Origin of the sequence: Urbifossiella limnaea (assembly GCF_007747215.1) — a bacterium.
Taxonomy (GTDB): Bacteria; Planctomycetota; Planctomycetia; order Gemmatales; family Gemmataceae; genus Urbifossiella; species Urbifossiella limnaea.
The window spans coordinates 4466831-4493250 of sequence record NZ_CP036273.1; the positions used below are offsets into that span (position 1 = coordinate 4466831).

Annotated in this window: 33 protein-coding genes and 2 pseudogenes; 21 read left to right on the top strand and 14 right to left on the bottom strand. The window is 70.6% G+C overall.

The features are described from left to right. Positions 1 to 6: 6 nt before the first annotated feature. Positions 7 to 696: pseudogene (locus ETAA1_RS33860) on the bottom strand (hypothetical protein); the annotation flags it as partial. Positions 697 to 868: 172 nt separating this feature from the next. Here ETAA1_RS33860 and ETAA1_RS18295 point away from each other — a divergent pair. From ETAA1_RS18295 to gloA2, 12 genes and pseudogenes are all read left to right on the top strand, one after another. Further along, positions 869 to 1201: an ArsR/SmtB family transcription factor gene (locus tag ETAA1_RS18295; RefSeq protein WP_145240964.1), complete on the top strand. Its 333-nt coding sequence runs from the start codon at positions 869 to 871 to the stop codon at positions 1199 to 1201. Positions 1202 to 1261: 60 nt separating this feature from the next. Next, the gene (gene arsM, locus ETAA1_RS18300) at positions 1262 to 2119 is read left to right on the top strand and encodes an arsenite methyltransferase (RefSeq protein ID WP_145240966.1); all 858 of its coding nucleotides are present in this window, start codon (positions 1262 to 1264) and stop codon (positions 2117 to 2119) included. Positions 2120 to 2159: 40 nt separating this feature from the next. Then, the gene (gene arsD / locus ETAA1_RS18305; RefSeq protein WP_145240968.1) at positions 2160 to 2513 is read left to right on the top strand and encodes an arsenite efflux transporter metallochaperone ArsD; all 354 of its coding nucleotides are present in this window, start codon (positions 2160 to 2162) and stop codon (positions 2511 to 2513) included. A gap of 27 nt (positions 2514 to 2540) precedes the next feature. After that, positions 2541 to 4325, top strand: coding sequence for an arsenical pump-driving ATPase (gene arsA, locus ETAA1_RS18310; protein WP_145240970.1), 1785 nt, complete (start codon positions 2541 to 2543; stop codon positions 4323 to 4325). After that, complete coding sequence (locus ETAA1_RS18315) at positions 4325 to 5500, top strand: efflux RND transporter periplasmic adaptor subunit (protein WP_145240972.1); 1176 nt, start codon at positions 4325 to 4327, stop codon at positions 5498 to 5500. The genes arsA and ETAA1_RS18315 overlap by 1 nt, the downstream gene beginning before the upstream one ends. Then, positions 5497 to 6711 (top strand): ABC transporter permease, encoded by a 1215-nt coding sequence (locus tag ETAA1_RS18320; protein ID WP_145240974.1) that lies wholly within the window; start codon positions 5497 to 5499, stop codon positions 6709 to 6711. The genes ETAA1_RS18315 and ETAA1_RS18320 overlap by 4 nt, the downstream gene beginning before the upstream one ends. A 9-nt stretch (positions 6712 to 6720) precedes the next feature. Beyond that, positions 6721 to 7443, top strand: a complete 723-nt coding sequence (locus tag ETAA1_RS18325; protein ID WP_145240976.1) for an ABC transporter ATP-binding protein — start codon at positions 6721 to 6723, stop codon at positions 7441 to 7443. Then, positions 7440 to 7673 (top strand): thioredoxin family protein, encoded by a 234-nt coding sequence (locus tag ETAA1_RS18330; RefSeq protein ID WP_145240978.1) that lies wholly within the window; start codon positions 7440 to 7442, stop codon positions 7671 to 7673. The genes ETAA1_RS18325 and ETAA1_RS18330 overlap by 4 nt, the downstream gene beginning before the upstream one ends. Positions 7674 to 7685: 12 nt before the next feature. Then, on the top strand, positions 7686 to 8147 hold the full coding sequence (locus ETAA1_RS32100; protein WP_202920215.1) for a nitrophenyl compound nitroreductase subunit ArsF family protein: 462 nt from the start codon (positions 7686 to 7688) through the stop codon (positions 8145 to 8147). Continuing rightward, positions 8144 to 8734 (top strand): urease accessory protein UreH domain-containing protein, encoded by a 591-nt coding sequence (locus tag ETAA1_RS18335; RefSeq protein WP_202920216.1) that lies wholly within the window; start codon positions 8144 to 8146, stop codon positions 8732 to 8734. Before ETAA1_RS32100 ends, ETAA1_RS18335 begins: the two co-directional genes overlap by 4 nt. Positions 8735 to 8846: 112 nt before the next feature. After that, complete coding sequence (locus ETAA1_RS18340; RefSeq protein WP_145240982.1) at positions 8847 to 9593, top strand: DUF4405 domain-containing protein; 747 nt, start codon at positions 8847 to 8849, stop codon at positions 9591 to 9593. 195 nt (positions 9594 to 9788) lie between these two features. Beyond that, positions 9789 to 10172: pseudogene (gene gloA2, locus ETAA1_RS33865) on the top strand (SMU1112c/YaeR family gloxylase I-like metalloprotein); the annotation flags it as partial. Between the two features lie 12 nt (positions 10173 to 10184). Here the strand turns inward: gloA2 and ETAA1_RS18350 are convergent. Then, a complete protein-coding gene (locus ETAA1_RS18350) occupies positions 10185 to 10619 on the bottom strand; it encodes a hypothetical protein (RefSeq protein WP_145240984.1) in 435 nt (144 codons plus the stop codon). Between the two features lie 118 nt (positions 10620 to 10737). On the opposite strand from ETAA1_RS18350, the gene ETAA1_RS18355 reads away from it, so the two are divergent. The 4 genes from ETAA1_RS18355 to ETAA1_RS18370 all read left to right on the top strand — a co-directional run bounded on the left by ETAA1_RS18355 (position 10738) and on the right by ETAA1_RS18370 (position 14261). Beyond that, positions 10738 to 11103 (top strand): hypothetical protein, encoded by a 366-nt coding sequence (locus tag ETAA1_RS18355; RefSeq protein ID WP_145240986.1) that lies wholly within the window; start codon positions 10738 to 10740, stop codon positions 11101 to 11103. 614 nt (positions 11104 to 11717) lie between these two features. Beyond that, on the top strand, positions 11718 to 12002 hold the full coding sequence (locus tag ETAA1_RS18360) for a hypothetical protein (protein WP_145240988.1): 285 nt from the start codon (positions 11718 to 11720) through the stop codon (positions 12000 to 12002). A gap of 259 nt (positions 12003 to 12261) precedes the next feature. Next, entirely contained in the window at positions 12262 to 12606 is a 345-nt protein-coding gene (locus ETAA1_RS18365; RefSeq protein ID WP_145240989.1) for a cupin domain-containing protein, read from the top strand. 257 nt (positions 12607 to 12863) lie between these two features. Then, on the top strand, positions 12864 to 14261 hold the full coding sequence (locus ETAA1_RS18370; protein ID WP_202920217.1) for a PKD domain-containing protein: 1398 nt from the start codon (positions 12864 to 12866) through the stop codon (positions 14259 to 14261). 6 nt (positions 14262 to 14267) lie between these two features. On the opposite strand, the gene ETAA1_RS18375 is transcribed toward ETAA1_RS18370, so the two are convergent. After that, complete coding sequence (locus tag ETAA1_RS18375; RefSeq protein ID WP_145240994.1) at positions 14268 to 15656, bottom strand: DUF1501 domain-containing protein; 1389 nt, start codon at positions 15654 to 15656, stop codon at positions 14268 to 14270. 133 nt (positions 15657 to 15789) lie between these two features. After that, entirely contained in the window at positions 15790 to 16686 is an 897-nt protein-coding gene (locus ETAA1_RS18380; protein WP_145240996.1) for an alpha/beta hydrolase, read from the bottom strand. 184 nt (positions 16687 to 16870) lie between these two features. On the opposite strand from ETAA1_RS18380, the gene ETAA1_RS18385 reads away from it, so the two are divergent. Both ETAA1_RS18385 and ETAA1_RS18390 read left to right on the top strand, forming a co-directional pair. Further along, positions 16871 to 17854 (top strand): aldo/keto reductase, encoded by a 984-nt coding sequence (locus tag ETAA1_RS18385; protein WP_145240998.1) that lies wholly within the window; start codon positions 16871 to 16873, stop codon positions 17852 to 17854. 17 nt (positions 17855 to 17871) lie between these two features. Further along, complete coding sequence (locus ETAA1_RS18390; protein WP_145241000.1) at positions 17872 to 18216, top strand: cupin domain-containing protein; 345 nt, start codon at positions 17872 to 17874, stop codon at positions 18214 to 18216. Positions 18217 to 18339: 123 nt separating this feature from the next. Here ETAA1_RS18390 and ETAA1_RS32105 read toward each other — a convergent pair whose 3' ends face one another. The 4 genes from ETAA1_RS32105 to ETAA1_RS18410 form a co-directional block, all read right to left on the bottom strand. Then, a complete protein-coding gene (locus ETAA1_RS32105) occupies positions 18340 to 18924 on the bottom strand; it encodes a hypothetical protein (protein WP_202920218.1) in 585 nt (194 codons plus the stop codon). Between the two features lie 386 nt (positions 18925 to 19310). Beyond that, positions 19311 to 19691 carry a hypothetical protein gene (locus tag ETAA1_RS18400; protein ID WP_145241002.1) on the bottom strand — a complete coding sequence of 127 codons (381 nt, stop codon included), beginning with the start codon at positions 19689 to 19691 and terminating at the stop codon, positions 19311 to 19313. 50 nt (positions 19692 to 19741) lie between these two features. Then, positions 19742 to 20125, bottom strand: coding sequence for a group I truncated hemoglobin (locus tag ETAA1_RS18405; RefSeq protein ID WP_202920219.1), 384 nt, complete (start codon positions 20123 to 20125; stop codon positions 19742 to 19744). Between the two features lie 48 nt (positions 20126 to 20173). After that, positions 20174 to 20587: a DUF3024 domain-containing protein gene (locus tag ETAA1_RS18410; protein WP_202920220.1), complete on the bottom strand. Its 414-nt coding sequence runs from the start codon at positions 20585 to 20587 to the stop codon at positions 20174 to 20176. Positions 20588 to 21295: 708 nt separating this feature from the next. On the opposite strand from ETAA1_RS18410, the gene ETAA1_RS32945 reads away from it, so the two are divergent. Further along, a complete protein-coding gene (locus ETAA1_RS32945; protein ID WP_238389251.1) occupies positions 21296 to 21514 on the top strand; it encodes a DUF417 family protein in 219 nt (72 codons plus the stop codon). Between the two features lie 17 nt (positions 21515 to 21531). On the opposite strand, the gene ETAA1_RS18420 is transcribed toward ETAA1_RS32945, so the two are convergent. From ETAA1_RS18420 to ETAA1_RS18440, 5 genes are all read right to left on the bottom strand, one after another. Then, entirely contained in the window at positions 21532 to 22218 is a 687-nt protein-coding gene (locus ETAA1_RS18420; protein ID WP_202920221.1) for a hypothetical protein, read from the bottom strand. Between the two features lie 75 nt (positions 22219 to 22293). Then, entirely contained in the window at positions 22294 to 22491 is a 198-nt protein-coding gene (locus tag ETAA1_RS18430; protein WP_145241008.1) for a hypothetical protein, read from the bottom strand. 61 nt (positions 22492 to 22552) lie between these two features. Further along, positions 22553 to 22714, bottom strand: a complete 162-nt coding sequence (locus ETAA1_RS32110) for a DUF5670 family protein (RefSeq protein WP_202920222.1) — start codon at positions 22712 to 22714, stop codon at positions 22553 to 22555. Between the two features lie 140 nt (positions 22715 to 22854). Next, positions 22855 to 23097, bottom strand: a complete 243-nt coding sequence (locus ETAA1_RS18435) for a hypothetical protein (RefSeq protein WP_145241010.1) — start codon at positions 23095 to 23097, stop codon at positions 22855 to 22857. Between the two features lie 83 nt (positions 23098 to 23180). Continuing rightward, positions 23181 to 24182 (bottom strand): hypothetical protein, encoded by a 1002-nt coding sequence (locus tag ETAA1_RS18440; RefSeq protein ID WP_145241013.1) that lies wholly within the window; start codon positions 24180 to 24182, stop codon positions 23181 to 23183. Between the two features lie 242 nt (positions 24183 to 24424). Here ETAA1_RS18440 and ETAA1_RS18445 point away from each other — a divergent pair, with 242 nt between their 5' ends. Then, the gene (locus ETAA1_RS18445) at positions 24425 to 24739 is read left to right on the top strand and encodes a hypothetical protein (protein ID WP_145241015.1); all 315 of its coding nucleotides are present in this window, start codon (positions 24425 to 24427) and stop codon (positions 24737 to 24739) included. Next, positions 24732 to 25292, top strand: coding sequence for a hypothetical protein (locus tag ETAA1_RS18450; RefSeq protein ID WP_202920223.1), 561 nt, complete (start codon positions 24732 to 24734; stop codon positions 25290 to 25292). The genes ETAA1_RS18445 and ETAA1_RS18450 overlap by 8 nt, the downstream gene beginning before the upstream one ends. 214 nt (positions 25293 to 25506) lie before the next feature. Here the strand turns inward: ETAA1_RS18450 and ETAA1_RS18455 are convergent, their stop codons facing one another. Further along, the gene (locus tag ETAA1_RS18455; RefSeq protein ID WP_202920224.1) at positions 25507 to 26418 is read right to left on the bottom strand and encodes a WD40 repeat domain-containing protein; all 912 of its coding nucleotides are present in this window, start codon (positions 26416 to 26418) and stop codon (positions 25507 to 25509) included. Positions 26419 to 26420 lie beyond the last annotated feature (2 nt).

The following is a 26420-nucleotide window of genomic DNA, read 5'->3' on the forward strand; positions in this document are numbered from 1 at the left end:
GTGGCCTCACACGAAGAGACGCAGGGCCCGGCGGGGTGTTACGCGGAAAGTTCGCGGGTCTCCGCGATCCCGGGCGGCGATCATCGTCCCGAAGCCGATCCGAACCGTTGAGCTTGGTCGCGTCCGGATCACCGGCGGCTTCAATGACTCGGAGTACGGCGGACCGGGCGGCGGCCCCGGTGGGAGCGCCCCCAAGCCGCTGCCGGATGTACTCGCACACGCTTGGGCTAGCCATCTCGGGTCGCTCCACGGACGTCGGTCCTGGGGACCGCGTGAAGGAGAAAGTTCAGGCCTTGCCGTCAACCGGTTGTTACGGTTTACGTACTTGGTTAGCCCGTGGGCAGTAGCACCGGTCGCGGGACCAGCCCGTTGCCGCCCGCGCGGAGCGTCTGGCTGACGTAGTCCACCACCGCACGGCCCTGTCGCCGGCACATTCCCAGGACCGACACCAACGCGCCCTGAGCCTTCGCCCCGACCGCCGTCCGGTTCCCGCCCCACACCTTCCGGTTCACCACCGCCGGCCGGATCGCCTGCTCGGCCCGCCAGTTCGTCGGCTCGAGCCACGCACTGCTGATGGATCTCCCCCTCGAACCGGTCGTACGAGGCGTACCCGTCGTGGCTCAGGATGCCCGACCAGTCCGTGCCGATGACCCGCTCCAGGACGGCCGCACTGCGCCGGGAGTCGATGGCGTACGCGGTGGCCCGGTCCCGGCATGCCTCGGTGCGCTATCGATGACCAGACCAAACTGGGGGGTCGTTCAAGACTGAAACCGAGGCTGCGGTTCGCACCGGTCCGCTCAGGATCGAATTCGGGCGTCGGGGTAGACAACTTATCGTCTATCGACGATAATGGATAACGGAGGCGATGATGAAGACCCGTCGGCAGAAGGGTGAGCCGGGTTCGGCGGAGCCGGCATCGACGGCCGTCTTGACGGGAGGCGACGAGGCACTCGCGAAGCTTGCGTGGGCCGTCGCTCACCCGGCCCGGGTGCGGCTGCTGCGGCTGCTCATCGCCAGGTCGGCGTGCGTGTGCGGCGAACTCGTCGAACTCATGCCGCTCGCGCAATCGACCGTCTCCCAGCACCTGAAGATCCTCAAGGAGGCGGGCCTCGTCCGGGGCGAGGTCGACGGGCCGAAGGTCTGCTACTGCGTCAACCCGGCCGGGCTCGCGCGGCTCAAGGAACTGGTCGCCGGGTTGTAAGGGGTTGTTTTTTGGGAAATATCATCGTTTATCGACGATAGATAATTAAGGAGGGCGGTCATGTCGGAGTCGCTGGTCGAGCAGGTGCGCCAGAAGTACGCCGGGGTCGCCCGGAGTGGGCTGTCGAACGACCACGCGGGGGTTCGGGCCGTCGCCGAGGCGTTCGGCTACTCCCCCGCGGACCTCGCCGCGCTCCCCGCCGAGGCGAACATGGGGCTGTCGTGCGGCAACCCGACCGCCACCGCCAACCTCAAGCCCGGCGAGGTCGTCGTCGACCTCGGGTGCGGCGGCGGCATCGACGTGCTGCTCGCCGCGAAGAAGGTCGGACCGGGCGGTCGGGCGATCGGCATCGACATGACGCACGAGATGATCGGCCGGGCGACCCAGAACGCCCTCAAGGCCGGCGTGACGAACGCGGAGTTCCACCTCGCCCGGATGGAGGCGATGCCGCTCGCGGACGCCTCGGTTGAGGTGGTGATCTCGAACTGCGTCATCAACCTGGCCCCGGACAAGCCGGCCGTGTTCCGCGAGATGTTCCGGGCGCTCAAGCCCGGCGGCCGGGTCGCGGTGTCCGACGTCGCGCTGAAGAAGCCATTGCCGGGCGAGCTGGCGCGGAGCGTGGCCGCGTACGTCGGCTGCGTGGCGGGTGCGATCGCCGTCCCGGAGTACGAGCGGATGCTGCGGGACGCCGGGTTCGACGCCGTCCAGGTGGTGGACGCCGGGACGGACCTGAACGCCTACGCCAAGGTGGAGGCCGGCGAGGGCTGCTGCACGCCGGCCCCGGACCCCACCGTCTCGTGCTGCGGGGCAAGCGCGGCGGCGGTCCCCGATTTGCATTCAGACCTGACACACCTGTTGACCCGCTTCGACGTAAACGAGTTCGCCGCGAGCGTCCGCGTGTTCGCGGTGAAGTCCTGACTTCCGTTTCCGCACACCCCCGTGACAGGAGGAGACACCCGTGGCCACCCTGCAAGTGTTCGACAAGCCGATGTGCTGCTCGACCGGGATCTGCGGCCCGCAGGTCGATCCGGTGCTGCCGAAGTTCGCCTCCGACTTGGCGTGGCTCAAGGACCAGGGCGTCGCCGTCGAGCGGTACAACCTGGCCCAGCAGCCGCAGGCGTTCGTCGCCCACGCGGACGTGACGGACGCCATCCGCGAGAACCACGAGCACGCCCTCCCGCTGGTCCGCGTGGACGGCCAGATCGTCTGCAAGGGCGTCTACCCCGCCCGCGAGATGCTCGCCGCGTGGTGCGGAGTGTCGAAGCCGTTGGCCGCGTCCGGTGCGTGCTGCGGCCCGGCCGGCTGCTGCTGACCGACACACCACCCACGGAGCCGACCGATGGAATTCCTGGAGAACCCGACCCGCGTCCTCTTCTTCACCGGCAAGGGCGGGGTCGGGAAAACGTCGGTCGCATGTTCGGCCGCGGTGAAACTGGCCGACGCCGGCAAGCGGGTGCTGCTCGTCAGCACCGACCCGGCGTCGAACCTCGACGAGGTGCTCGGGGTGCGGCTCGGCAACGCGCCGACGGCGGTGCCCGGGGTGCCGAACCTGAAGGCGATGAACATCGACCCGGAGGCGTCGGCGAAGGCGTACCGGGAGGGCATGGTTGCACCTTACCGCGGCGTGTTACCGGACGCCGCGGTGGCGAGCATGGAGGAGCAGTTTTCCGGGTCGTGTACCCTGGAGATCGCGGCGTTCGACGAGTTCGCCCGACTGCTCGGCGGGACCGGCACGACCGCCGAGTTCGACCACGTCCTGTTCGACACCGCGCCGACCGGCCACACCCTGAGGCTGCTGTCGCTGCCGTCGGCGTGGGACGGGTTCCTGAGCGCCAACACGACCGGCACCTCGTGCCTCGGCCCGCTCGCCGGGCTCCAGGCCCAGCAGAAGCTCTATACCGACACGGTCAAGGCCCTCGGCGACGCGAGGACGACGACGCTGGTCCTCGTCGCCCGGCCGGAGGCGTCGGCGCTCGGCGAGGCGGAGCGGACGGGCGGGGAACTGGCGGCGCTCGGCGTCGGCAACCAACACCTGGTCGTCAACGGCGTGTTCCGGGCGACCGACCGCGACGACCCCGTCGCGCGGACGATGGCGCGGCGGGCCGACCAGGCGCTGGCGCTCGTCCCGGCGGGGCTCGCGCGTCTGCCGCGGACGGTGATCCCGCTGGCCCCGAACGGGCTGGTGGGGATCGAAGCGATCCGGGCGATGGGCTCGGCCGCCCGCACGGGCACGGCCGCGGGCACCGGCGACGCCCCGCCGGAACTCCCGCCGCTGGCGGAGCTGATCGACGAACTGGCCGGTCCCCGGCACGGCGTGATCCTGACGATGGGCAAGGGCGGCGTCGGCAAGACGACGGTGGCCGCGGCCGTGGCCGTGGCCCTGGCCGACCGCGGGTTCAAGGTCCACCTGAGCACGACCGACCCGGCGGCCCACGTCGCCGCCACCCTCAATGGTGACGTGCCGAACCTCACGGTCGCGCGGATCGACCCGAAGGCGGAAACCGAAACCTACTCGGCCGAGGTTCTCGCGACGGCCGGGAAGGACCTGGACGCCAAGGGGCGGGAGATGCTGGAGGAGGACCTCCGGTCGCCGTGCACCGAGGAGATCGCCGTGTTCCGCGCGTTCGCCGCGGCCGTGGCGAAGGGCGAGGGCGGGTTCGTCGTGCTCGACACCGCCCCGACCGGGCACACGGTCCTCCTGCTCGACTCGGCCCTCGCGTACCACCGCGAGGTCACGCGGCAGGCGAGCGGCATGCCCGAGGCCGTGGAGCACCTGCTCCCCCGGCTCCGCGACCCGGACTTCACGCGGGTGGTGATCGTCACGCTGCCCGAGGCCACCCCGGTCCACGAGGCGGCCCGGTTGCAGGAGGACCTGAAGCGGGCCGGCATCGTCCCGTTCGCCTGGGTGGTGAACCAGTCGCTCGCGCCGCTCGCCGTCACCGACCCGGTGCTGGCCTCGCGGCGGGGGTACGAAGCCCGGTTCCTGCGCGAGGTCGCCGACGAACTGGCCACCCGGGTCGCGGTCGTCCCGTGGCAAATCGAGCCCCCGATCGGGCCGGAGCAGTTGCGCGAACTCACGGCCCTGGCGAGTTCCACCACGGGTGCGAGCGGGAGCACGCGGTAATGGCGACCGATACCGGCAAGACGACGACGCGGCGCTACCTGTGGCTCGGCGGCAAGGTCGCGCTCGCACTCGTCGCGACGGGCGTGGTCGTCTACCGGCTGTGGTTCGTCCCGGTTTCCGTTCAACGGCACACGGTCGAGTCGGGTGAAATCGTCGTGGAGGTGATGGGCACGGGTACCCTCGACGCCCACGTGAAGGCCGCCGTCAGCACCAAGATCCCGGGCCGACTAAAGACGGTGCTGGTGGACCAGGGCGACACGGTGAAGGAGGGGCAAGAAGTCGCCCGGCTGGACGACCTCGACCTCGGACACGAGGTCGAGGTCGAGGAGGCCAACGTGGCCGCCAGGAAGGCGGCCGTCGACCGCCTCCAGGCCGAAGTCACGCAGACCAAGGTGGTCCTCACGCAGGCGACCAGCAACGAGGACCGGGTCCGGCGTGTGCTCGCCTCCGGCGGGGGGTCACAAGACGACCTGGACAAGGCGGTCGAGTCGCTCGGCGTCGCCAGGGCGAACCTGGCGAGAACCGAGGCCGCGCTCGTGGAAGGGAAGCGGCAGATCGTCACCGCGGAGAAGACGCTGGGGTTCCGGCGGTCGCGGTTCGAGGACGCGGTGATCCGGGCGCCGTTCGACGCGGTCGTCGTCCGCCGGGATCGGAACGTCGGCGACGTCGTCGTACCGGGGAGTTCGATTCTCGCGGTCGTGGCGACCAACGAGTTGTGGGTGAGCGCCTGGGTGGACGAGTCGGCGATGGCCGCGGTGCGGCCCATCCAGCCCGCGCGAGTGGTCTTCCGCTCGCACCCCGATCAACCGCTCCCCGGAACCGTCGTCCGCACCGGCCGGGAGACCGACCGCGAGACCCGCGAGTTCCTCGTGGACGTCGCCCCGGCGAAACTGCCGGAGGACTGGTCGATCGGGCAGCGGGCGGAGGTGTACATCGAAACCGCCCGGAAGCGAGCGGCAGCCGTCATTCCGCCGGACTACCTCGTGTGGCGCGACCGCCGGCCGCTCGTCTTCGTCGAGTCGCGGGGCCGGGCGGAGCGGCGCGCGGTCACGGTCGGTCTGCGGGGCCGGGACGCGGTGGAAGTCCTGGACGGGGTCGCGGCGGGCGAGACGGTCGTGGCCCCCGCACGGGCCGGGACCGAGCTGACCGACGGGCAGAGGGTCCACAACCCATGAACCTCGCCGTCCGGGACATTCGACACAGCCCGGGCCGGTTCGTCTTCACCGCGCTCGGCATCGGCATGCTCCTGATGATCGTGATGGGGATGGGCGGGATTTACCGCGGCATCGTCGAAGACGCGACGCTGCTGGTGGACAGTGTCGGGGCCGACCTCTGGGTCGTGCAGCACGGCACCCGGGGGCCGTTCGCGGAGGTCTCGAGGGTGCCGGAGAACCTGGCCGACCGGGTGGCCGGTGTTCCCGGCGTGGCCAGCGCGCGGCGGTTCGTGTTCCACACCGTCCAGCGCGAGCGGGACGGCAGACCGCTTCGCGTCTCCGTCACCGGGCTGGACTGGCCGACCGACACGGGCGAATGGCTGCCGCTCGTGGAGGGCCGCCCGCTCGGGCAGAACCACTACGAAATGGTCGCCGACCGCAGCCTCCGGCTGGCCCGGGGCGAGCGGGTCAAGCTCGGCAAGGACACGTACACGGTCGTCGGCATCACGAGCAGCATGATCTCCTCCGCCGGGGACGGGCTGGCGTTCTTCACGGTGCCCGACGCCCTGGCCATCCAGTTCGACCTCCCGGGGGAGGCCGTCCGGCTGGAGCAGGCCGCCCGCCGCCGCCGGACCGGAGACGTGGACCTCGGCGCCGTGAACCCGGCCCTGCTGGACGTCGTGTCGGGACCGTCCAACAGAATCCCGTCCCTGACGCCGCCCGCGACGAGTGCGGTGCTCGTGCGGGTCGCACCGGGCGCGGACCCGGCGGCCGTCGCCGCGGTCATCGCCGGGTGGAGCGACGTCTCCGCTTACGACAGTGAACAGGCGCGACAACTCCTGTTGTCCGGCCCGGTCGAGAAGAGCCGGTTGCAGATCGGCCTGTTCCGGGTGCTGTTGAGCATCATCTCGGCCGTCGTGATGGGGCTCATCCTCTACACGATGACGCTGGACAAGATTCCGTCCATCGCGCTCCTCAAGCTGATGGGGGCCTCGAACCGGGTCGTCCTGTGGATGATCCTCCAGCAGGCCCTCATCCTGGGCGCGGTCGGGTACGGCGTCGCCTACCTGATCGGGCTGCAGCTGTTTCCCCGCTTCCCCCGCCGCGTCGTCATCGCCAACGACGACCTGCTCCAGCTGGCGGGCATTGTTCTCGCGATCTCGCTGCTGTCGAGCGGCCTGGGGATCTGGAAGGCGGCGCGGGTGAAGCCGAACCAGGCGCTGATGGGCTGAGGGCGTTCGATGAGTACCACGCTGGCGGTCGAAACCCGCCACCTGACCAAGGTCTACGGCAGCGGGCACACGGAGGTCGTGGCCATGCGCGACGTCTCCGTGGCCGTGGCCCGGGGCGAGGTCGTCGCGCTGCTCGGCCCGAGCGGGTCGGGGAAGTCGACGTTCCTGACCGCGGTGGGGCTGATCAACCCGCCGTCGTCGGGGGAAATCCGCATCAACGGGACGCTCGTCCAGGACGGGCCGCGGGCGGCGGTGAACGTCACGGCGTTCCGCCGCAACAACATCGGGTTCGTCTTCCAGAAGGCGAATCTGATCCCGTTCCTGTCCGCCCGCGAGAACATCCAGGTCGCGCTCGACCTGGCCGGCTGGCCGTCGCGCACGGCCCGCGACCGGGCGACGGCGCTGATGAAAACGCTCGGGGTGGCCGACCGCGCGGACAACATGCCGAGTGACCTGTCCGGCGGCGAGCAGCAGCGCGTCGCCATCGCCCGTGCCCTCGCCAACGGGCCGAGCGTGATCCTGGCGGACGAGCCGACCGCCGCCCTCGACAGGGAGCGGGGCCGGCAGGTGATGGAGCTGTTCCGGGACGTCGTGCGGGACCACGCGGCCGGTGTGATTGTCGTCACCCACGACGAGCGGGCACTGGACGTGTTCGACACGCTGTACGACATGGAGGACGGCGTCATCCGGCCCCGGCTCGTGAGCGCGACTTCGACTGGAGGACCGGCATGAAGATTCAGATTCTCGGCACCGGCTGTCCCAAGTGCAACTACCTGTTCCGGGCGGCCGAGCAGGCCGTGACGGAAAGCGGCGTGTCGGCCACGGTCGAGAAGGTCACGGACATCGCCGAGATCCTCGAGTACTCGCCGTGGGCGCTGCCCGCGCTGGCGATCGACGGCCGGGTCATGGCGGCCGGGCACGTCATGACCGCCGACGAGGTCCGGGCGCACTTTCCCACGTAACGAGACGCACACATGAAATGGATTCGGCGGCTCACCACGGCGGGGTTAATCGCCTTCGTGGTGGCGAGTCTCGGGCTCGCGGTCGCGGACGCGACCGGCCTGCGGGCCACCCCGACGCCGGTGGGTGATCCGCCGCCGCCGGCGACGGCCCCGGTGGTCGCGTACTACTTCCACTCGAACCACCGCTGCCCGACGTGCCGTGCGATCGAGGCCAACGGGCAGGCCGCTCTGGCCGACGCCGTCCGCGACGGGCGGGTCGAATGGCGCGTCGTCAACTACGACGCGGCCGCGAACAAGCACTTCGCCGAAGACTACGAACTGGCGTTCGCCTCGCTGGTGCTCGTGGCGACCGACGGGGGATCGCCGCCGCGGCGGAAGACCCTGGACCGGGTCTGGGGACTGCACGCCGACCCGCCCGCGTTCGCCCGGTACGTTCAGGCCGAGTTGGCCGCGTTCACCGGGGGCCGGCCGTGACACCCTTTCTGGCCCTCGGGACGGCCCTCTGGCTGGGGATACTGACCTCGGTCAGTCCCTGCCCGGTGGCGACCAATCTGGCCGCGGTGTCCTACGTCAGCCGGGGCGCCGGCCGCCCGTCCCGCGTGGCGGCGGCCGGGCTCCTGTACGCCCTCGGGCGGGTCGTCGCCTACACCGCGCTGGCCGGCCTCCTCGTGACCTGCGTGCTCGCGTCCCCCGCGGCGTCGCTGTGGTTCCAGGAACACCTGAACCGCTTCCTGGGGCCGCTCCTGGTGCTGGTGGGGATGGTCCTCGTGGGCCTGCTCGACTTCGGGTTGGGCGGGGCGGGGATCGGCGAGGGGCTCCGCCGCCGGGTGGACCGGCTCGGGCTCGCCGGGGCCGGGCTGCTGGGGCTCGTGTTCGCGCTCTCGTTCTGCCCCGTGACGGCCGCGCTCTACTTCGGCGGCCTGATCCCGCTCGCCGTGCGGGAGGGTCGTCGGTCCTGCTGCCCGTCGCCTACGGCGTCGGCACGGCCCTGCCGGTGCTGGCGTTCGCCGGGTTGCTGGCCTTCGGGGCCAACCGCCTCGGCGCGGCGTTCCGGAGGGTGACCGCGGTCGAGTGGTACGTCCGCCGGGTGACCGGTGCGGTGATCCTCGCCATCGGCGTCTACCTCACCCTCCACCACGTCTGGGGAGTCCTGCCGTAGACGGGAGGAGTGTGATGAAACGACCACCGCTGAACCTGATCGTCGACCTCGCCGCCGCCCTCCTGTTCGCCGGGATGACGGCCACGGGCTACATCCTGTACGGGCCGTTGCCGCCGGGGACGAACAAGAGTCACGTCCTCTGGGGCCTCTCCCGCCACCAGTGGGGGGAGGTCCACACCGGGATCAGCCTCGCCCTCCTGGCCAGCCTGACCGTCCACGTGGCGCTCCACTGGCCGTGGGTGGTGGTCGTGGTCCGCCGTCAGTTCGGACTCGCGACGGCGGACCACGGTCGCCACCTGCGCGCCGCCGGCGTCACGCTCGCGGTGATCGGCACGGTGTTGGTCGCGTTCGCATGGGCGGCCCGGTGGTCGGTCCGCGAGCGACCCGACCCCTGCTGCGTCGAACCCGCGGGGCCGGCGGAGACCGACGCGGCCTCGCCATCCGGCGCCGGGGAGTCGCCGAAGTGGAACGAGGTGGACGAGATCCTGCGGGCGTCGTGCCTGTCGTGCCACGGGCCGGGCCGTGCGCGTAGCGGCTTCCGCGTCGACCGCCGGGACGACTTCGTCGCCGGCCGCGGTCCGGGCCGGCCGCTCGTGGTCCCCGGGGACAGTCGCAACAGCCCGTTGATCGCACTCCTCTCGGGCCGTCGGTCGGACATCGCGTTCCCGGGACGCCACCGGCTCCCGGAGGGCGAAGTCGGGGTCATCGCCAGGTGGATCGACGCGGGGGCCGCGTGGGGGGATGCGGTATCGGACAAGTGAGTGAACGACAAACACCCTGTTGACGAGGAGCACCCGATGTCCGCTTTCAAACGCGCTACGATCCCGGCGGCGGGCTCGTTCACAGGTGTGTTCGCCGTGGTCTTCGCCGCGAGCGGCCCCGTCACGGGGCAGCCTCCCGGCACGGGCGACGGGGCCGCGGCGAGGTCAGACGATCGGGTGCCGAGGGGATGGGGCATGAACATCCTGGGGACGCACCACGTCGCGGTCATCTGCACGGACTACGCCCGGTCGAAGCGGTTCTACGCCGAGGTGCTCGGGCTGGAGGTCGTGTCGGAGGCGTACCGGGCCGCCCGCGGCTCGTACAAGCTCGACCTGCGCCTGCCGGACGGGACGCAGGTCGAGCTGTTCAGCTTCCCGGACCCGCCCCCGCGGCCGAGCTACCCGGAGGCGTGCGGGCTCCGGCACCTGGCGTTCGCCGTCGCCGACCTCGACGCGGCCGTCGCCCACCTGACGGGTCACGGCGTCGCGGTCGAGGCGGTCCGGGTGGACGGGCACACCGGGAAGCGGTTCACCTTCTTCGCCGACCCGGACGGGCTGCCGCTCGAACTGTACGAGCGGTGGCGCGACCGGTCACTTGGGGTCATTCGCGGACCCGGCCGAGATCCCGCCCCCAGTCTTGTCGATCTTGCCGGTGATCCGCGGGAGTTCCCAGAGTGAGAAATAGCCGAATGCGACCGCACCCAACAGCACGGCGGCGGCCACGATGGCGATGATCCAGGTCTCGATCTTGGACGTGGCGAAGGCGTTGGTTATGACCATGGCGAGGACGACCAGCAGCCCGACGATGGCAGCGGCCAACGTGCCCGTGAATCCGAACCGGGCGAAGTCGGCATTCAACCTCTTCATCTCCAACTCGTGTTCGAGCTCCTTCAGCCGGATCTGTCGCTCCTTGACCGCGACCTGCCGTTCCCGGAGGCGGAGTTCGTGTTCGCGGCGATCTATCTCGGGATCATCTGGCATGACTGGCACCTCATCGGGGAGTTGAACGCCCAACGTCGGCGGCACGTGACACCCGGATATACGAACACGGACCGGCTTGCCGGACATCAATTCCGCCCGCACCACCCGACCCCGATTCCCGGCCGATTCATGTCGCCCGCTTAGCACCGATGGGCTGGGCCGGGTGCTCGGTGACGCCCTGCGGCTCGGCCTGGTCGCCCATGTCGTGGAGGCCGACGCCCGCGACCCGCTCGCGTTCCTGGAACAGTGCGGGAGCCGGTTCGACGTGACGGTATCCTGCGTCAAGTGCGCGGGTGCGGAGCAGGCGGCCGTCCTGGCCACCCGGCCGGAGGGGACGATCTGCTTCTTCGGGATGAGCACCTCGTTCACGTCGGCCGCGCCGACGGCCGAGGGGGTCGGGAGGCAGGTGAACATGCTCATCGGCAACGGCTACCGGCCGGGCCACGCCGACCTCGCCCTGTCCCTGGTCCGCGGCATCCCGGGGTTGATGGACCTGCTTACAGCCTCGATCAGAGACCCGTCTGCCTGATCTCGGCCGGTCGAGCGTTTCTGCCGTCCGCACTAAAGCCAGTGGTACACTGGCGGCAACGTGACCGGCCGAACCGGTTTCGGCGGCTCGCCCATTGCGCCGCTCCAGCCGGTCGGGCATGATAACCGCGCGGGGGTCAGAGGTGCCGGTCGTGGCGTGTCAGCATTCCAAAAAGTGGTTTTGAAATCGTCGGCCGGGCATCCCGCGGCCGGCCCGGACGGTCGGCGTCGTAACAGGTCGGAACCGTCGGCGGGTGCGCCGACCCGGGGTCGTCGGCGAGGGTCGGCACCAGCCGCCGGAGTCGCAACAGGTCGGAACCGTCGGCGGGTGCGCCGACAACCCGGGGCTCGCTTTACAAGAAAAACCCCCGCGAAGCGGGGTTGTAGAATCTTTGTTTATTAGACTTTCACGAAAGTCTATGGGCGCATCCCGGGCCGGGCCGCCGACGGGGCTCAGAAGGCCGGCGGCGTGACGCGGGACGTGGATTGTGGTGAGCGGGACGACCACCGGCCCCGTCGACACCCGGGTCAGCGGGGCGGGCCGGCGAATCGGCTACAATGCGACGGGCGGCGCGCCGGGCGACACGCCGTCGCCCGCCCGCGGCCGGGGGCACCATGCAGATCACCCTGTACCTCCGCTCGTACCCGATCGCGGACGCCCCCGTCGGCGTGTCCTTCGCCCGGGACGCCGCCGCCCAGCGGCATACGTTCACGGCCGCGGGCCGGGTGTACGAGGCCGAACGCCGGGAAGTCCGGGTGGTGGCCCCGGACGACGCGAAGCTCGACGCGATGGACAACGTGCTCCGCTGGGCCGGCGACAAGGGACTGGTCAAGTCGACTGCCCGGGAGGTGTACGACCTGGCCGGGGCCGGCGCGTCGGGGTTCCGACTCGTCGAATGAGTCGATTCGTCGAGCCCCCCGTCTGGGGTCAACCCCTCCGCTCGCCCCGGCGTGCCGGTGCCGAAGACGCCGACGGAGGGGGCCGGGCGACACACTTTTCGCCCCGGGGCCGTCGCCCTGGTGTGGTTCGAGGCCGGACTGGAAACGGAGTACACGCTGACGGGCGGGACCGGTAACGCCCCCCGGGCGGCGGCGGTGCCGAAGCCCGGGTCGTAACCCTTTACGTTCCCACCGTCGCCCACGACACGGAGGCCCCGAGATGTCCGGCCCACACGCCGATCCCGTGGAGGTCGTGGACGTGCGCCCGCTAGGGGCGGCCCTGGCGTCGGCCGCGACGGCGACGCTGGTGAAGGCCGGGGCCGTGACCGTGGTCCGCCTGGTCGTCCCGGCCGGGAAGGAGATCCCGACGCACGCGGCGAAGGGGGAACTCGTCGTGCACTGCCTGGAGGGGCGGGTCGCGTTCGCCGCCGGCGGGAAGACGCACGACCTGGCCGCCGGACACCTGCTCTACGTGCCGGCCGGGGAGCCCCACTCCGTCCGCGGCGTCGAGGCCGGATCGCTGCTGCTGACGGTCGTCGACGGCGGACCTCGGCCCGGGGCGTGACCGGGGGGCACGTCGCAGGCCCGCACCGCGGCGCAGTCAGCTGCTCAGGCTACGGCGGCACGAAGCGGTTCTACTGGGGTGCGCGGGCTGGCACTGCGCGGCTCCGACACACCCTTCCGGTCGCCGCCTGGGCCTTCCTTCTGGTCCCAAGTTCAAACGGTGAAGCCATGACGCGCGCGGGAATCCTCTGCCTCCTCGCCTTCCCTTGTCCGGTCGGCCTCACAGCCGCGGACCCCAGACCCACCGTTACGCCCCTGATGCGCACGGCCGACCTGAACCTGGGCGAGTCGCAGGAGGTCGAACTGGCCACCGGCCAGAAGGCCGTCGTCAAGCTACTCGATCTGAAGGAGACTCGCGACGAGATTCGCGGCGCCGTCCGCGTCGCGGAGGTGACGGTCGAGGTCAACGGGAAGACGGTGAGGCTGGTGAGCGGCAACTACCGCCTCCCGGTGACGGTCGCCGGGGTGCAGATCGACTGTTCCGTCACGAGGGGATTCCGCGAGCGGACCTCGACCGGCAACGTCTGGGGGTTGGAGAAGGACGCCCGCGTGCGGCTCTGGCCGGAAGGCTCGCCGCTGATGAACGCGAGCACGTTCCGCTACCCGGCGAAACAGCGGTGGTTCGCGAGCGGCACGCAGATGGCCAACGAGCCCGTGCACGTGGACGGCGGGGAAGTCCCGGGCAACAGGCCGATCTACTACCACTACGGGCTCGACATCGGCGGCGCGGAGGGGTTGGTCGAGGTCGTCGCCGCGACCGACGGCGAGGTCGTCTCGTCGGGCATGGACGCCATCCCCGATTTCAAGGCGACCCCGGTCAGTCCGCGGTACGACGTGGTCTACCTCCGCGATGCACGCGGCTGGTACTACCGCTACAGCCACCTGCACACCATCGACCCGGCCATCAAGCGGGGCGCGAAGGTGAAGATGGGCCAGAAGGTCGGGCTGCTCGGCAAGGAGGGCGGCAGCGGCGGGTGGTCGCACCTGCACTTCGACATCACCGCCCGGCAGCCGTCGGGCAAGTGGGGCATCGTCGAGGGTTACGCCTTCCTGTGGGAAGCGTACATCGCCGAGCACAAGCCGAAACTGCTCGCCGCGGCCCGGCCGCACCAACTCGCGAAGGTCGGGGACAAGGTCACGCTCGACGCCGGCCGGTCGTGGGCTGCGGAGCCCGGCAAGAAGACCTTCGAGTGGACCTTCACCGACGGCAAGACCGCGACCGGTGAGCGGGTCGAGCGGACGTACGGCAAGCCGGGCGTGTACAGCGAGGTGCTGAAGTTCACCGACTCGGCCGGGCGGGTCGATTACGACTTCGCGGTGGTGAACGTGCTCGACACGGACACCCCGGACAAGCTGCCGCCGTCGATCCACGCCGCGTACGCCCCCACCACCGGCATCAAGCCCGGCGACAACGTCACGTTCCTGGTCCGCACGTTCCGCACCGTGGAGGGGAAGGAAGTCTGGGATTTCGGGGACGGCAGCCCGCAGGTGGAGGTGCGGAGCGACGGGAACGCGGTAATGCTGGCGAAGGACGGGTACGCCCGTACCGTCCACCGGTACGACAAGGCCGGGCACTACCTCGTGCGGGTCGAGCGGTCCAACGGCCGGGGCGAGACGGCCGTCGCCCGGCTGCACGTCCGCGTCGGGACGGAATGACCGCGGTCACAGCAGTTCGCGAAGAGGTTCGGCCCGATCGAGCAGGTACTGCGGGCGGCCGGTCGGGTCGAGCAATGTGGTCCGACCGGCGGTGATCCCGAGGCAATGGTACAAGGTCGCGAACACTTCCTGGTACGACACGGGTCGGGAAACCGCCCGCCCCCCGAGGCGGTCGGTCGCCCCGATCACCTGCCCGCCGCGGATGCCGCCGCCGGCCAGCAGCGCCGGTCCGACTTCGGGCCAGTGGTCGCGTCCGCCGCTCGCGTTAACTCGCGGCGTTCGCCCGAACTCGCCCCAGACGACGATCGCCACGTCGCCCAGGAGCCCGCGCTCCTCAAGGTCGGCAACCAGGGCGGCGAGCGCGTGATCCACGACGGGAACGAGGTTCCGCATCCGCGGGAAGTTCCTGGAGTGGGTGTCGAAGTCGCTGAACGACACGCTCACGCACCGCACCCCGGCGTCCACGAGCCGCCGGGCGAGGAGCAACTTCTTCGCCGCGTTCCCGTCCTCGGCCGTGACGAACCTCTCGCCGGCGCCGGCGGGCGGGGTGTACCGCTGGTGCGACTTCGCCGGCTCCTTGTCGAGGTCGAGAGCCTCGGCCAGCCGGCCGGAGGTCAGGATGTTGATCGCCTGCCGGTTGAACCTGTCCATCGCCTCCATCGTCCCGCTCGCGTCCAGGTCGCGGCGGGTGTCGTCGAACCCGGCGAGCAGCTTGTTCCGGTCGTCGAGTCGATCCAGAGTCAACCCTCCGGCCAGGGTCAACTGAATGCTGTGATTGGCACCGCGAGCCGCCAGTTCGGTCTTCATTCCGGCTTCTAGTTCGCGGGCGAACATCGTTGAGATGTCGGGGCGAAACGCGCCGCACGCCGGGCCGAGGAACCCGGGGCGGGCGCTGTTCCGCACGAGCGGGCGGCCCTGCATCAGGTCCACGAACGGCGGGACCGGGTCTTCGGCCGCACCCTGCAACTTCGTCACCACGCAGCCCATCGCCGGCCGACCGCCGAGCGGCTGAAGGTTCGCCGCCGGGAACCCGGACTGGCACTGGAAGGCGTCGTGGGCGCCGGCCGAGCCGACCAGCGAGCGGATGAACGCGAAGCGGTCGGCCAGTCCCGCGACGCGCGGCATGAGTTCGGACACCCGCAACCCGGTCACCTTCGTGGCGATCGGTTTGAACTCGCCGCGGACTTCTTCCGGGGCGTCCGGCTTCGGGTCGATGGTGTCGTGTTGCGGCGGGCCGCCGTCGAGGTGGACGTTGATGACCGACTTCACCGACGAACTGCTGCCGCGGGCGGCCTCCGCACACAACACGTCGGCCAGGGCGAACCCGGCAAAGCCCGTTGCCCCGATCATGATCTGGCGGCGCGAGGGCCGGACGCACCGGGTGCTACGGGACATGCTGGGACCGGGGGGAGGAGATTGCGGGTGGACAAACGCAAGCGGTACACAGAGTTTCCGTTACGCCCCGTAACGCGTCAAGTACGGGATCGGGTCGGCGCCGGGGGAGAACGGATCATGCCACGTGCCCGGATTACTTCTTGCCCGCGTGCGCCGGGAGGAACTGCCGCTCGCCGAGCCACGCCAGCGACCGGGCCTGCCAGGCGTCCCACATCGGCCCCCTGTACCCGTTCAGGCCGTGCCCGCCGGACGCCAGCTCCAGGTACTCGGCCGGCACCTTGCTGGCCTTCAGGGCGTCGTAGAACGCCATGCTGTTGTCCGGCACGACCGCCTTGTCGTCGGTCGCGTGGGCCAGGAACGCGGGCGGGGTCTTCGCCGTCACCTGCGTCTCGTTCGAGAACAGCGTCACCAGCTTCTCGTCGGGCTGCTTGCCGAGCAGGCTGGTGCGGGAGCCGCCGTGCCCCTTCACGCCCATCGTGACCACCGGGTACACCAGGATCAGGAAGTCGGGACGGCTGCTCTGCTTCTCGACGGCATCGTCGGCCTTCGGGTTACCGCCGTCGAAGTGCGTCCCGGCGGTCGAGGCCAGGTGCCCGCCGGCCGAGAACCCGATGATGCCGACCTTCGCCGGGTCGACGCCCCACGCCTTCGCGTTCGCCCGGACGGTGCGGATCGCCCGCTGGGCGTCGAGCAGCGGCACGTACGGCCGTCCCTTCGGCAGCCGGTACTCCAGCACCACCCCGGTGACGCCGTGCTTGTTCAGCCACGCCGCGATGCCGTGCCCCTCGGCGCCGGTCACCAGCCCGCCGTAGCCGCCGCCCGGGCAGCTCACGACTGCGGCGCCGCTGGCCTTCTCGGGCCGGTGGACGGTGATGAAGGCGTCGGCCGTCTCGAACGTGCCGTCGCCCTGCGGGGCGTGCTTGTTCCACAGCCCGATGCGCTCGGCCTTCGCCGGCGGGTCGGCAGCCCGGCTCGCCACGCCGACCGTGAGCAGGGCGACGGCCGCGAACAGGAGCAGGGCACCACGCATGAGTTTCCTCCGACCAGGCGAAGAGGCACGCAACGCCCCGGCGGGCGGGTCGTCGCTACCGGCATTGCTTCGGCCCGCCGTCACCCCCGGTCAAGTGTGACATCGGTCGCGTAAGCCGACGGGCCGCCCGGGGTATCCCCGCCTTCCCTTCCCCCACCCCGCCCGCGAGACACGAGGACACGCGATGGAGTACGTCCCCCTCGGCCGCACCGGCCTGAAGGTGTCCCGCGTCTGCCTCGGGTGCATGACCTACGGCAGCCCGGCGTGGCGGCCGTGGGTGCTCGACGAGGCCGCCAGCCGGCCGTTCTTCCGCCGGGCGTGGGAGGCCGGGGTCAACTTCTTCGACACCGCCGACATGTACTCCGACGGGGTCAGCGAGGAGGTTCTCGGCCGTGCCCTGAAGGAACTGGCCGTGCCGCGGGAGGAGGTGGTGGTCGCCACGAAGGTGTTCCACCCGACCGGCCCGACGCCGAACGAGCGCGGGCTGTCGGCCAAGCACATCCGGCACTCCCTGGACCGCAGCCTGCGGCGGCTGCAACTCGACTACGTGGACCTGTACCAGATCCACCGCTTCGACCCGACCACACCGGTCGAGGAGCCGCTCGCCGCGCTGGACGCGGCGGTGAAGGCCGGGAAGGTGCTGCACGTCGGGGCGTCGAGCATGTTCGCGTGGCAGCTGGCGAAGATGCTCCACGCGTCGGACCGGCTCGGGGCGGCGAAGTTCGTGACGATGCAGAACCACTACAACCTGGTCTACCGCGAGGAGGAGCGGGAGGTGAACCCGCTCTGTCGGGACGAGGGGCTCGGGCTGCTGCCGTGGAGCCCGCTGGCCCGCGGGTTCCTGGCCGGCAACCGGACGAAGGCCGACCACGGCGGCACCAGCCGGGCGAAGACCGACGACTTCGCCCACAAGCTGTATTACCGGGACGACGACTTCGCGGTCGTGGACGCGGTCACCCGGGTGGCCCAGCCCCGCGGAGTGCCGAACGCGCAGGTCGCGCTGGCGTGGTTGCTGTCCCGGCCGGGGGTGACGGCCCCGATCGTGGGGGCGTCGAAGCCGCACCACCTGGACGACGCGCTCGCAGCCGTCGCGCTGAGGCTGGAGCCGGCGGAGGTGGCCGCGATGGAAGAACCGTACCGCCCTCACCCGGTCCTCGGGCACTCCTGACCCGATCCGGCCCGACCATGACCGACACCGACCCGCCCCCGCCCGCCGTCGCTCAAACCCTGTACGACCGGCGGGACGGCCGCCTCGCCCTGGAGGTGGCTGACCCGGCCGCCGGCGATCTGACGCGCCCGCACCGGACCAACTACTTCACCGCCTACTGGGTCCGGGCCGGCCGCGGGGCGTTCCGGCCCGACGACGCCCGCCACCCGTTCGCCGCCCCGTGCGTGCTGTTCTTCACCCCGTACCAGGCCGCCCGCCTCGAACCCGACGGCGACCTCCGGGTCACGGCCGTCCGGTTCCACGCCAACTTCCTGTGCGTCGAGACCTCCGACAGCGGCTTGAGGTGGTGGACGTGGGTGTAACCCGCGGCAAGCGGGCCGTACACGGTGGCGAAGTCGAATCCGCACGCCGGCCCGTAGTGGGCCACGCATCGGCGGCAGTCCGGCTGCTGCCCCCGGTGGGTTTCGCCCGTCGGTTTCGTCCCGTCACTTCGCCGGTTCGCCCCCGCGGATCGTCGCCACGAGTGCGAGGTGCTGGAGGAACGCTTCCAGCCCGCCGCACGTCTGGACCGCCTCGGCGGTCCGGCGGGCGTTCTCGACGCCGGCGCACAACCCGACGACCTCGTTCACCAAGGCGACGTTGTTGAGCACAACGGCCAAACCAGGGGGTTCGGGGGCCGGGGCCGTGGCTGCCGGAGCGGCCTTCGCCGGAGCGGCCTTCGCCGGAGCGGCCTTCGCCGGAGCGGCCTTCGCCGGAGCGGCCTTCGCCGGAGCGGCCTTCGCCGGAGCGGCCTTCGCCGGAGCGGCCTTCGCCGGAGCGGCCTTCGCCGGAGCGGCCTTCGCCGGAGCGGCCTTCGCCGGGACGGGTTCGCGGGCCGCCTTCGGGGCCACCTTCGCGGCCGCGACCTTGGCTCGTATCGGGTTCCGCTGGTTGTTGATCGACTTTCGGATCTGCTCCTCGGTCACCCGCAGCCCCTGTGCCATCGCCCGGCGAATCACTTCGTCGGTCGGCATCTCGGGGTCGCCGGTCAGGATCTCGCGGACAACCCCGCTGGTGGATAGGTCGGCCATGATGATCTCCGGTGGAGGCGTCGTGAGGTAGGCGTGTAGGTTTGTTGTCACCCACGCGGCGAAGTGAAGCAACACCGAGTCTGACGATTTTGTGGGTTCCGCCACCTGTGCTGATTGGGTGGTACGGGTGGTACGGGATGTGAGGAGTCGTCGAGAGCTGATGCGGATGGATGCCAGTAATTCGTCTCGATGCTCGGAGGCAGCTCGATCCGTACCCTGCGCTCGCCGCTCGTCCACCTCCTCGCATCACTCTCAAGGCTCTTGGACGCCTGGACGGGACCGACGTAGAGCCGGCCCCGGTCGAACCGTCCTCCCCCCGATACAGCACCCACCGCCCACCCCCGACAACAGCCTTCCCGTCGCGGGCGGACCCGACGGTGTGAGCGTCACGCCGGTGGCGGCTTCATTTTCCTGATCCCGCCGTCGGGGTCGATCACGTCCTCGGGCTCCTCGTCCGCGAACGGTTCTCTCGACAACGTGACCCAAACGTCGTCTCCGGCGATCCGGCCTTCCGCCGAGAACTCGTTGCTTATCGTGTCCCACCGCAGTTCGGGCGGTTCGTCGAAGATCTCGATCAGGTGCGAGACGTGCAGGGAGTAGAAGGGGAACACCGACTCACCGTCGTCGGCTCCTCCGACCAGCTCGACAGTCGATGGAGCCAGCCGCAGCCAGTTCTCGGCCTCGTTCGCACGCCACGCCATCGCCCCGGGCGAGTGCCATTCGACGGCCTCGTCCAGCCGGCCGAGGACTTTCTCCAGCCATCGCATGGGTGTGTCTCCCAGTGCGCCAATTCTCTTGGTGTCGGAACCTCGATCCGTCACCGCGTGGACCGGGGCAGTACGATATCCTGCTTCGTGCCCTCCACGATGGCGAACAGTTCGCCTTGCTCGGCGTCCGGCACGTGGAACTTCGTGAGCGTTTGCCGCAGGTCGTCGAGGAAGGCGTCCCACTCGCCGGCGGTGATGTCGAGGTGGGCGTGCGAGTCACGCATCGACCGGCCCGTGTACCGCTGCGGCCCGCCCGTGGCCTCGCACACCTGCTCGGTCACCAGGAACTTGAACCCGGCCCGTGCCACCTTGTGGTGGGCCTCGTCCACCTTGGGGTTGGCGTTCAGCCGGGGGTCGTCCATGATCCGGTCGATGAAGTCGTCCACCACGGTGGCGATGGCATACACCCCGCCCAGTCGTTCGTAGAGCGTCATCGTCATCGGCTCCTGGCGGATTTGTCGGCCGCTTCTCTCGGGGACTGTTCACGGTACGAACCACGGGTCGTCCCGGATGGCGTCCAGGCACTCGTCCACCGACAGGGCGTCGAGCACCCCGACCCACTCCTTGCCCGTGTACCGCATGGCGTACAGGGCGAACGTGCCGTTCCCGAGCGGTTCCATCCGGGCGAACATCGACTCGAACGAGGGGGCAAGAGCGGTCGGGCTCGGGCAGGCGTAGGTCGAGAAGAAGTAGAAGTAGTTCCTGTACCACTTCGCGCCGATGTTGGTGATGTAGTTGAACGGCCCGTCTGTTGGGGGCGGCAGGACGTGTCTGGGCTTCAACACGGCCTCGATCAGTACCCTGGCCTTCGCTTCCACCTCGGTCTTCAGGGCGGCGGGTACGGCGGCCCGCTTCCGGGCCGGGCGGATGTTCCACGGGTCTCGCGGCGTCGCCACCGGTTCGCTCCTTCCGCCTGCCCCCAGGCATCCCATCCCCGCCCTTCGCGCGATTTCATCAGCGACGGGGAGCGGGCGCGTGCCGGGCTGGAGGCCCGATCCGCGCACAACGCCGAGGGACAACGAGGTCTTGATACGCTCGAAGTTGTCCGTGGCCTTCGAGCCGGTGTGGAACAGTTGGGGCGGCCCTCCGCCGAGTGTAACCGTGGGGTGACGGCGGGCAACGGGAAGGCGGCGAACGCGGCGTCCCACCTGACGGACCTGGGGGAGAAGCGGGAGGCGGGCGTCGAGTCGTGAGCCGCGGGGTCGTGCCCGCCGCGGACCGCCTCCACGTTTCGGGCCGCGGGCGGAGCGGCCGTGCGGGCGGACCTCGTGCCGGGTTGAACCCACACGCCGGTCACCCCCGGAGAGGTGCCCGCCCAATTCAAAAAGTGGTTTTTGAATGGCGTACGCCGGGCCGACACAGGGATAGTAGTCGGATCGCTCGGCATGACATCCGAATGCGGAGTCGGCGAACGGTGTCCGGCCAGCGGACCCGGACGCCGTTTAAGGCCCCGAGAAGGCCCGTGGCGGGCCGATCGGGGGCTGGGGAGCACTTCTGTCCCCCTGGAGGGGCCGGCCGAATGCGAGCGCCTGGGGCGATTATTGTCTGGGATGAAAAAGGACGGCGGAGCCTCAACCCGCGGAGCAGAGCAGCTGGACGCCGGGATGTCTGTACAGAATCTGGCCGTCTGGAGCTGGGTGCCCGACCGGGGCGGGCCGGAGCACGGGTTCCCACTCCTGTCCGGGGCCGGGCGGCTGGTGGTCAAGGACGGGATGATAGCGGGAGCCGCCCGGGTCACCATGACCGACTCCGCGATAGCATACCTGCGGCAGGCGGCGCGGACGCCAGCCGTGCGCCGGCAGGTGAAGGCGATCGCGGCGTGACCGGGGCGGCTTCCCGGTCAGCGGTAGAAGTCGATCCACTCGACGGTCAGCAACTTCGGGTTGTCGCGGAGGAACGCGGCCGGAAGCGTGACCTCGAAGTGCCCGCCGTCGAGCGGGACGCCGGCGGCCAGCTTCCCGTCCTTGCCGAGCACCCGGATCGCCAGCCGGCAGGGGTCGTCCGCGGCCAGCGGCGTCTCGTCCTTGCCCGGCGTCCACTGTCGGACCTCGACCTTGCCGTCCCGGACACCCGCCGCGGCCCCGACCGCGACCGCGCCGGCCGACACCTTCAGGTTCTCCAGCCCCTTCAGGTAGAGCCGCACGACGACGGCCTTCGGCCACGTGTCGCCCGTTCGCTCGATCACCGCCCGGCTGATCCCCGACGGGCTCCTGACGTCGAACGTGGTGCGCTCCCGATCGCCGCCGACCGTCACCGTGTCGTCCGCCTTCCGGGTGGTGACGGTGAACCGGGCCGGCGGCTCGTCGGACGCCCCAGGCAGAGTGCCGAGCCCGTGCGACGCCACAGACAGCGTGAGAAGTAAGCCCGCAGTCGCCGCACGCATGGTCGGTCCTCCACACCCTGCCGGCCGACACCCCGGCAACGTCCGCGACTCGGGCTCGTTCAGCGGGTGCTGGTCCTTCCGCCCGTCGGCCACCACCGCCACCCACTCGGTCACCCGCCGGCCCAGCAACCGGCAGGCGTCCATTCCCGCGGCTCCTTCGCGGCCACCGCCCCGTAGTGGCAGGTCGTCGCCTTCCCGGCGTGGTCGATGACCCCGATGTCACGCCGCCTCGTCCGCCGGCTTCTGCACGGGCGGTGCCGGAACCCGCTCCCACCACTGATGCGGGCAGACCCGGCACCGGTACTTGGTCTCGACGAACTTGCCGTCCGCGGCCTCGACCGTCCTTCTGGCCCGGAACAGATAGCCCTTGTGCTGGCACTTCGGACAGCAGCGGTCGGGACGAACGAACGGCGTCATGCGGCGGACTCCGGGAGCTTCATGTCGGCAGGCGGGGGCATCGTCGAGGCGGGCGACCGGGTCAGAGTCGCCGGCGGCCACCGAGCACGCGGAGCACGATCACCACCAGGACGAGGAGGAGGATGAGGTGGATGAAGGGTCCGCCGAACGGGACGATGAACGCCCCGAGAATCCAGAAGAGGACGAAGAGCAGGACGATTGTTTCGAGCGGGTAGCGGAACATGGCGGTCTCGGGGCGGGGTCCGGGCGAATCCGAGCAACCCGCCCCACCCGCCGGACGGGTGCGTCGCCTGTTAGCGACCGCTCCTGGTCGGCGGGGGTCTCGTCCAACCGGGCGGCGGCGATTGCGTGAGCGAACCGCGATTACGACTCGTCGGGGCCGAGGTCGGACTCGATCTCGGTGCAGCTGATCACGTTCGCGGTGTCGTTGAAGTACACCAGCACCTCGGTCCCGTCCGCGTCCTTCCCGGAGTGCATCCCGCCCTTCTCCGGCTTGAAGTCGATTCGTGCGGCCCGTGTGAAGGCCGTGCCGCGTTTCACCGACGGGCTCAGATCCGCCTTCGGGTGCTTGGCCCACAACTCCGCAACCGTCTCCGCGAACGTCATCGCCGCCCACCTCCGCTGGACAGGAAACGGAACGAGATAGGGGGAGGAAGAACTGCCGTCAAGCGCGACGGCGACCTCGCGGACTATCCCGCCAGCCGCCGGGGTTGATCTCTGGCCGGCCGTCCCGGGTTCACCTCTCTCGCCGCCCTGTCGGTCCCCGTGTGCGGAGCCGGGTCGCCCGACGGGTCCGGCCCGGCCACGAGGCCGGCGTCGATTTCGTCATCGAGCCGCCCGTGGTCGAGACGTCCCGGGTCGCCGGCCCGCCCGGCCCTGCCGGGCCGCGCCGGCGGTATCGACCGCGAGTGGCTCGTCGCTCCTCCCCGCCGGGCCGACCGGGTCGTCTCCGGCAGGGCCGCCAGGAACGCCTCCACCGCCGCCGCTTTCGGCGTCTGGGTGGCGGCCCGACCGTCGTTGTGGGCGTCGAGGTCGCGGAGCCGCCGACGGTCTCTCACCACCCCGGCGAAGTCCTCGTCCGTCACGGCGGCCATCGACGCCACCCAGATCTCGGCAAGCAACCGGATGCGGGCCTCCTTGTAGGCCCGCTGTTGGCCGGACGCGGTCAGTAACCCGTCCGGCATCGGCCGGCCGGTGGTGGCGGCGATCACCACGTCCAAGAGGACCGGCCCGCCGGCGAGGGCCGCGAGCTTCCACGCGGCGGCCGGCTGCGGGCCGGTGAACCCGCGGAGCGGGCTGTACCCGACCGCGTGGGTCAGCAGCCAGTCGGTCGCCGCGCGCATCGGGCGGACGGCGAAGAACACCGCGGCGTACGCCTCCACCAGGGCGGCCGGCAGCGCGAGCCGCACGGCGACGCGGTCGAGCGGCTCGTCGGTGAGGAGGCGGGCCTCCAGTTCCCCCTTCACCGCCGGATCGCCAGCCCAGATCTCGTGGGCGGCTCGAACCGTCGCCGCCCTCGACGCGGCACCGCCGCGGTTCTGGATCGCAGCGCGGGCGTGGGACACCCAGGCGTCGTCGATCCGCCGGTCACGCCGGCGGCCGGTGGCGAGCAGGTACTCGGCCCGCAGCCACCGCCACTCCGGTCGGCGGTAGAAGCTCCCCGGACTCCATCGGAGGGGGTCGGTGACCATCACGTGCCTCCTTGCACGCCGGGCCGGTCCGGCGGTCGGCCTGCGCTTCGGCGACGCCCATCCGACCCTGACCCATTGTCCCAGATGAGGCGGGTGTGCCGCCAGAGAGGCAGGCCGGGCCACGACTTTTGTTACGCTCGTTGTGCGCCGGGACGACCTGTTGCTCTGGCCCGGCTACCTGCCGGTTTGGGACAATGCGCGGGGACGCGGTGGGATGTAGCACAATTCGGCGGAGGGCGGTCATGGGGTGGGAGCGGCGGCAGCAGGGGCCGAAGTTGGGGTACTTCTACACTTCGGTTCGTGTCGGTGACCGCGTCAAGAAGGTCTATTTCGGCCGCGGGCAGGCCGGGCACGAGGCCGCGGCCGAGCTGGAGCTGAGGCGCAAGGGCCGCCTGGAAGCCAAAACGCTCCTTCAAGACGCCCGTGACGGCGCGGACGAGGCCGATCAACTGGCGAACGAACTGCGGGAATGGGCGGAAGTGCTGCTCGGCACGTGGCTGATCGTGACCGGGCACCGCAAGCGCCGCGGCCAGTGGAGGAGGACGAGCTGTGGGTAGGAAGCCGAGGGTGGGGTCGCGGGCGTGGGAGGAATCGCTCGTCAACAGTCCGATGTACGCCCGGAACACGATTCTTGACCTGGCCAAGCGGGCCGAGGGCGGGAGCAAGGAGGCCGTCGAGAACCTGTCCCTGTGGCTGGAGAAGTACCCGGGCATGCGGGCTCTGGTCCGCGAGCTGGACGACCTGGCCACCAAGGTCGAGCGGGCCTGGGTGCAGCGGCTGTGCGGGACCGACGAGCTGTCGCGGAAGGCGGTCGAGGACGACCTGGCGGCGATGAAGGCCGAGCTGCTCGGCCCCGCCCCGTCGGTCGCCGACAAGATCCTGGTGGGCACCGTCCTGGTCGCCAACCTGGGCTACCAGCGCGCCGCCCTCGCCGCGTCCCTGCCGACGGACAGGCCGGAGGTGCGGGCCGCCCGGGAGAAGCTCTTGTCGGGCGCCCAGAAGCGGCTCCAGGACGCGCTGCGGGGTTGGGAACTACACGCCGGGAAGAAGGCCCGGGGGCTACGCCCGCGGGGCAAACTCAAGCTGTTCGAGCCCGAGGCGGTGGCGTAGCACCCGGCCGCCGGCTCGCCTCGCCAGATCGTGATGCCGCCGGACGTGGTGACGATGCCGTCGAGGTCGTACTTCTCCAGCCGGCGACACGCCTCCCGTTCCACCGCCGGAACGCCCGCGTGCCATGTCCGAACGAAGCCCCTCTGAAGTTGCCGTACGACCCTCCACTTTCACCAGCCGCGAAAAGGGGTGGAGGCGTGGGTTGCGAGACGGCTTATGAGTCGGCCAGGAGCAACGCCAGGTCCCAAACGGTGAGCTCGCCTTCCAAGTCCCCGGTCGCAACGTGCCGCCCGTCCGGGGAGAACGCGACCGCCCGGAGCTTGCCGTCCAGGGACGCCTCGGCCGCCGGGACTGCGGCCTTCGACCAGCGCCGGAGCGTGACCCCACCGTCGCCCGGGCCGTGCGCCGACACCACTTCGTCGTTGTCGAGGGTCGTGATGTCAAGTACCTCGTCCGGCCCGCCCTCCCCTTCCCGCACCAGCTTTCCCGTCGCGGCGTCCCACACCCAAACGCCGCCGGCCTCGTCCCCCGCCAACACCCGCGTCCCGTCCGGCGAGAATCGGACGCACGTCGCGGGAACCTTCCCACCCTTCAGACGCCGGGACGGCTTCTTCACACCGACCTCGTACACCAACACCTCGCCGGGCTTGCCCGCGACCGCCAGATGCCGCATGTCGCGGTCGAACGCCACGCCCTCGCACGGCCCGGCGTCCGGGAACGCTTCTTCGGCCCATTTCCCGGTCGGGCAGTCGTACCAGTCGATCCCGGGATGGCCCGCGAGCGCGACCCCTCTTGGCGACGCGGCGACGGATCTGCGGGAGAACCGCACACCCGCTGCCCCCCCGAGCAAGGACGCCGTGTTCGCAACCGCGTCCCAGCGGAAGACTCTGAATTGGTTGTCGGTAGCCTTCTTCCCGCCCTGCGTCAGCAGGACCAACTCGCCCCATCCCGGCCCGAACGCGACCCCGACGACCGCCCACTTGTCTTTGCGCTTGTCCTGGGCGCCCACGCTTTTGCCGGACCCGACGTTCCAGAGTTGGGCCGTGCCGTCGTGGGCGCCGGACGCGAGGCAGGTGCCGTCCGGCGAGAAGACGAGGGCGTGAATCGTGCCGTTCGTGGCGGGCATTC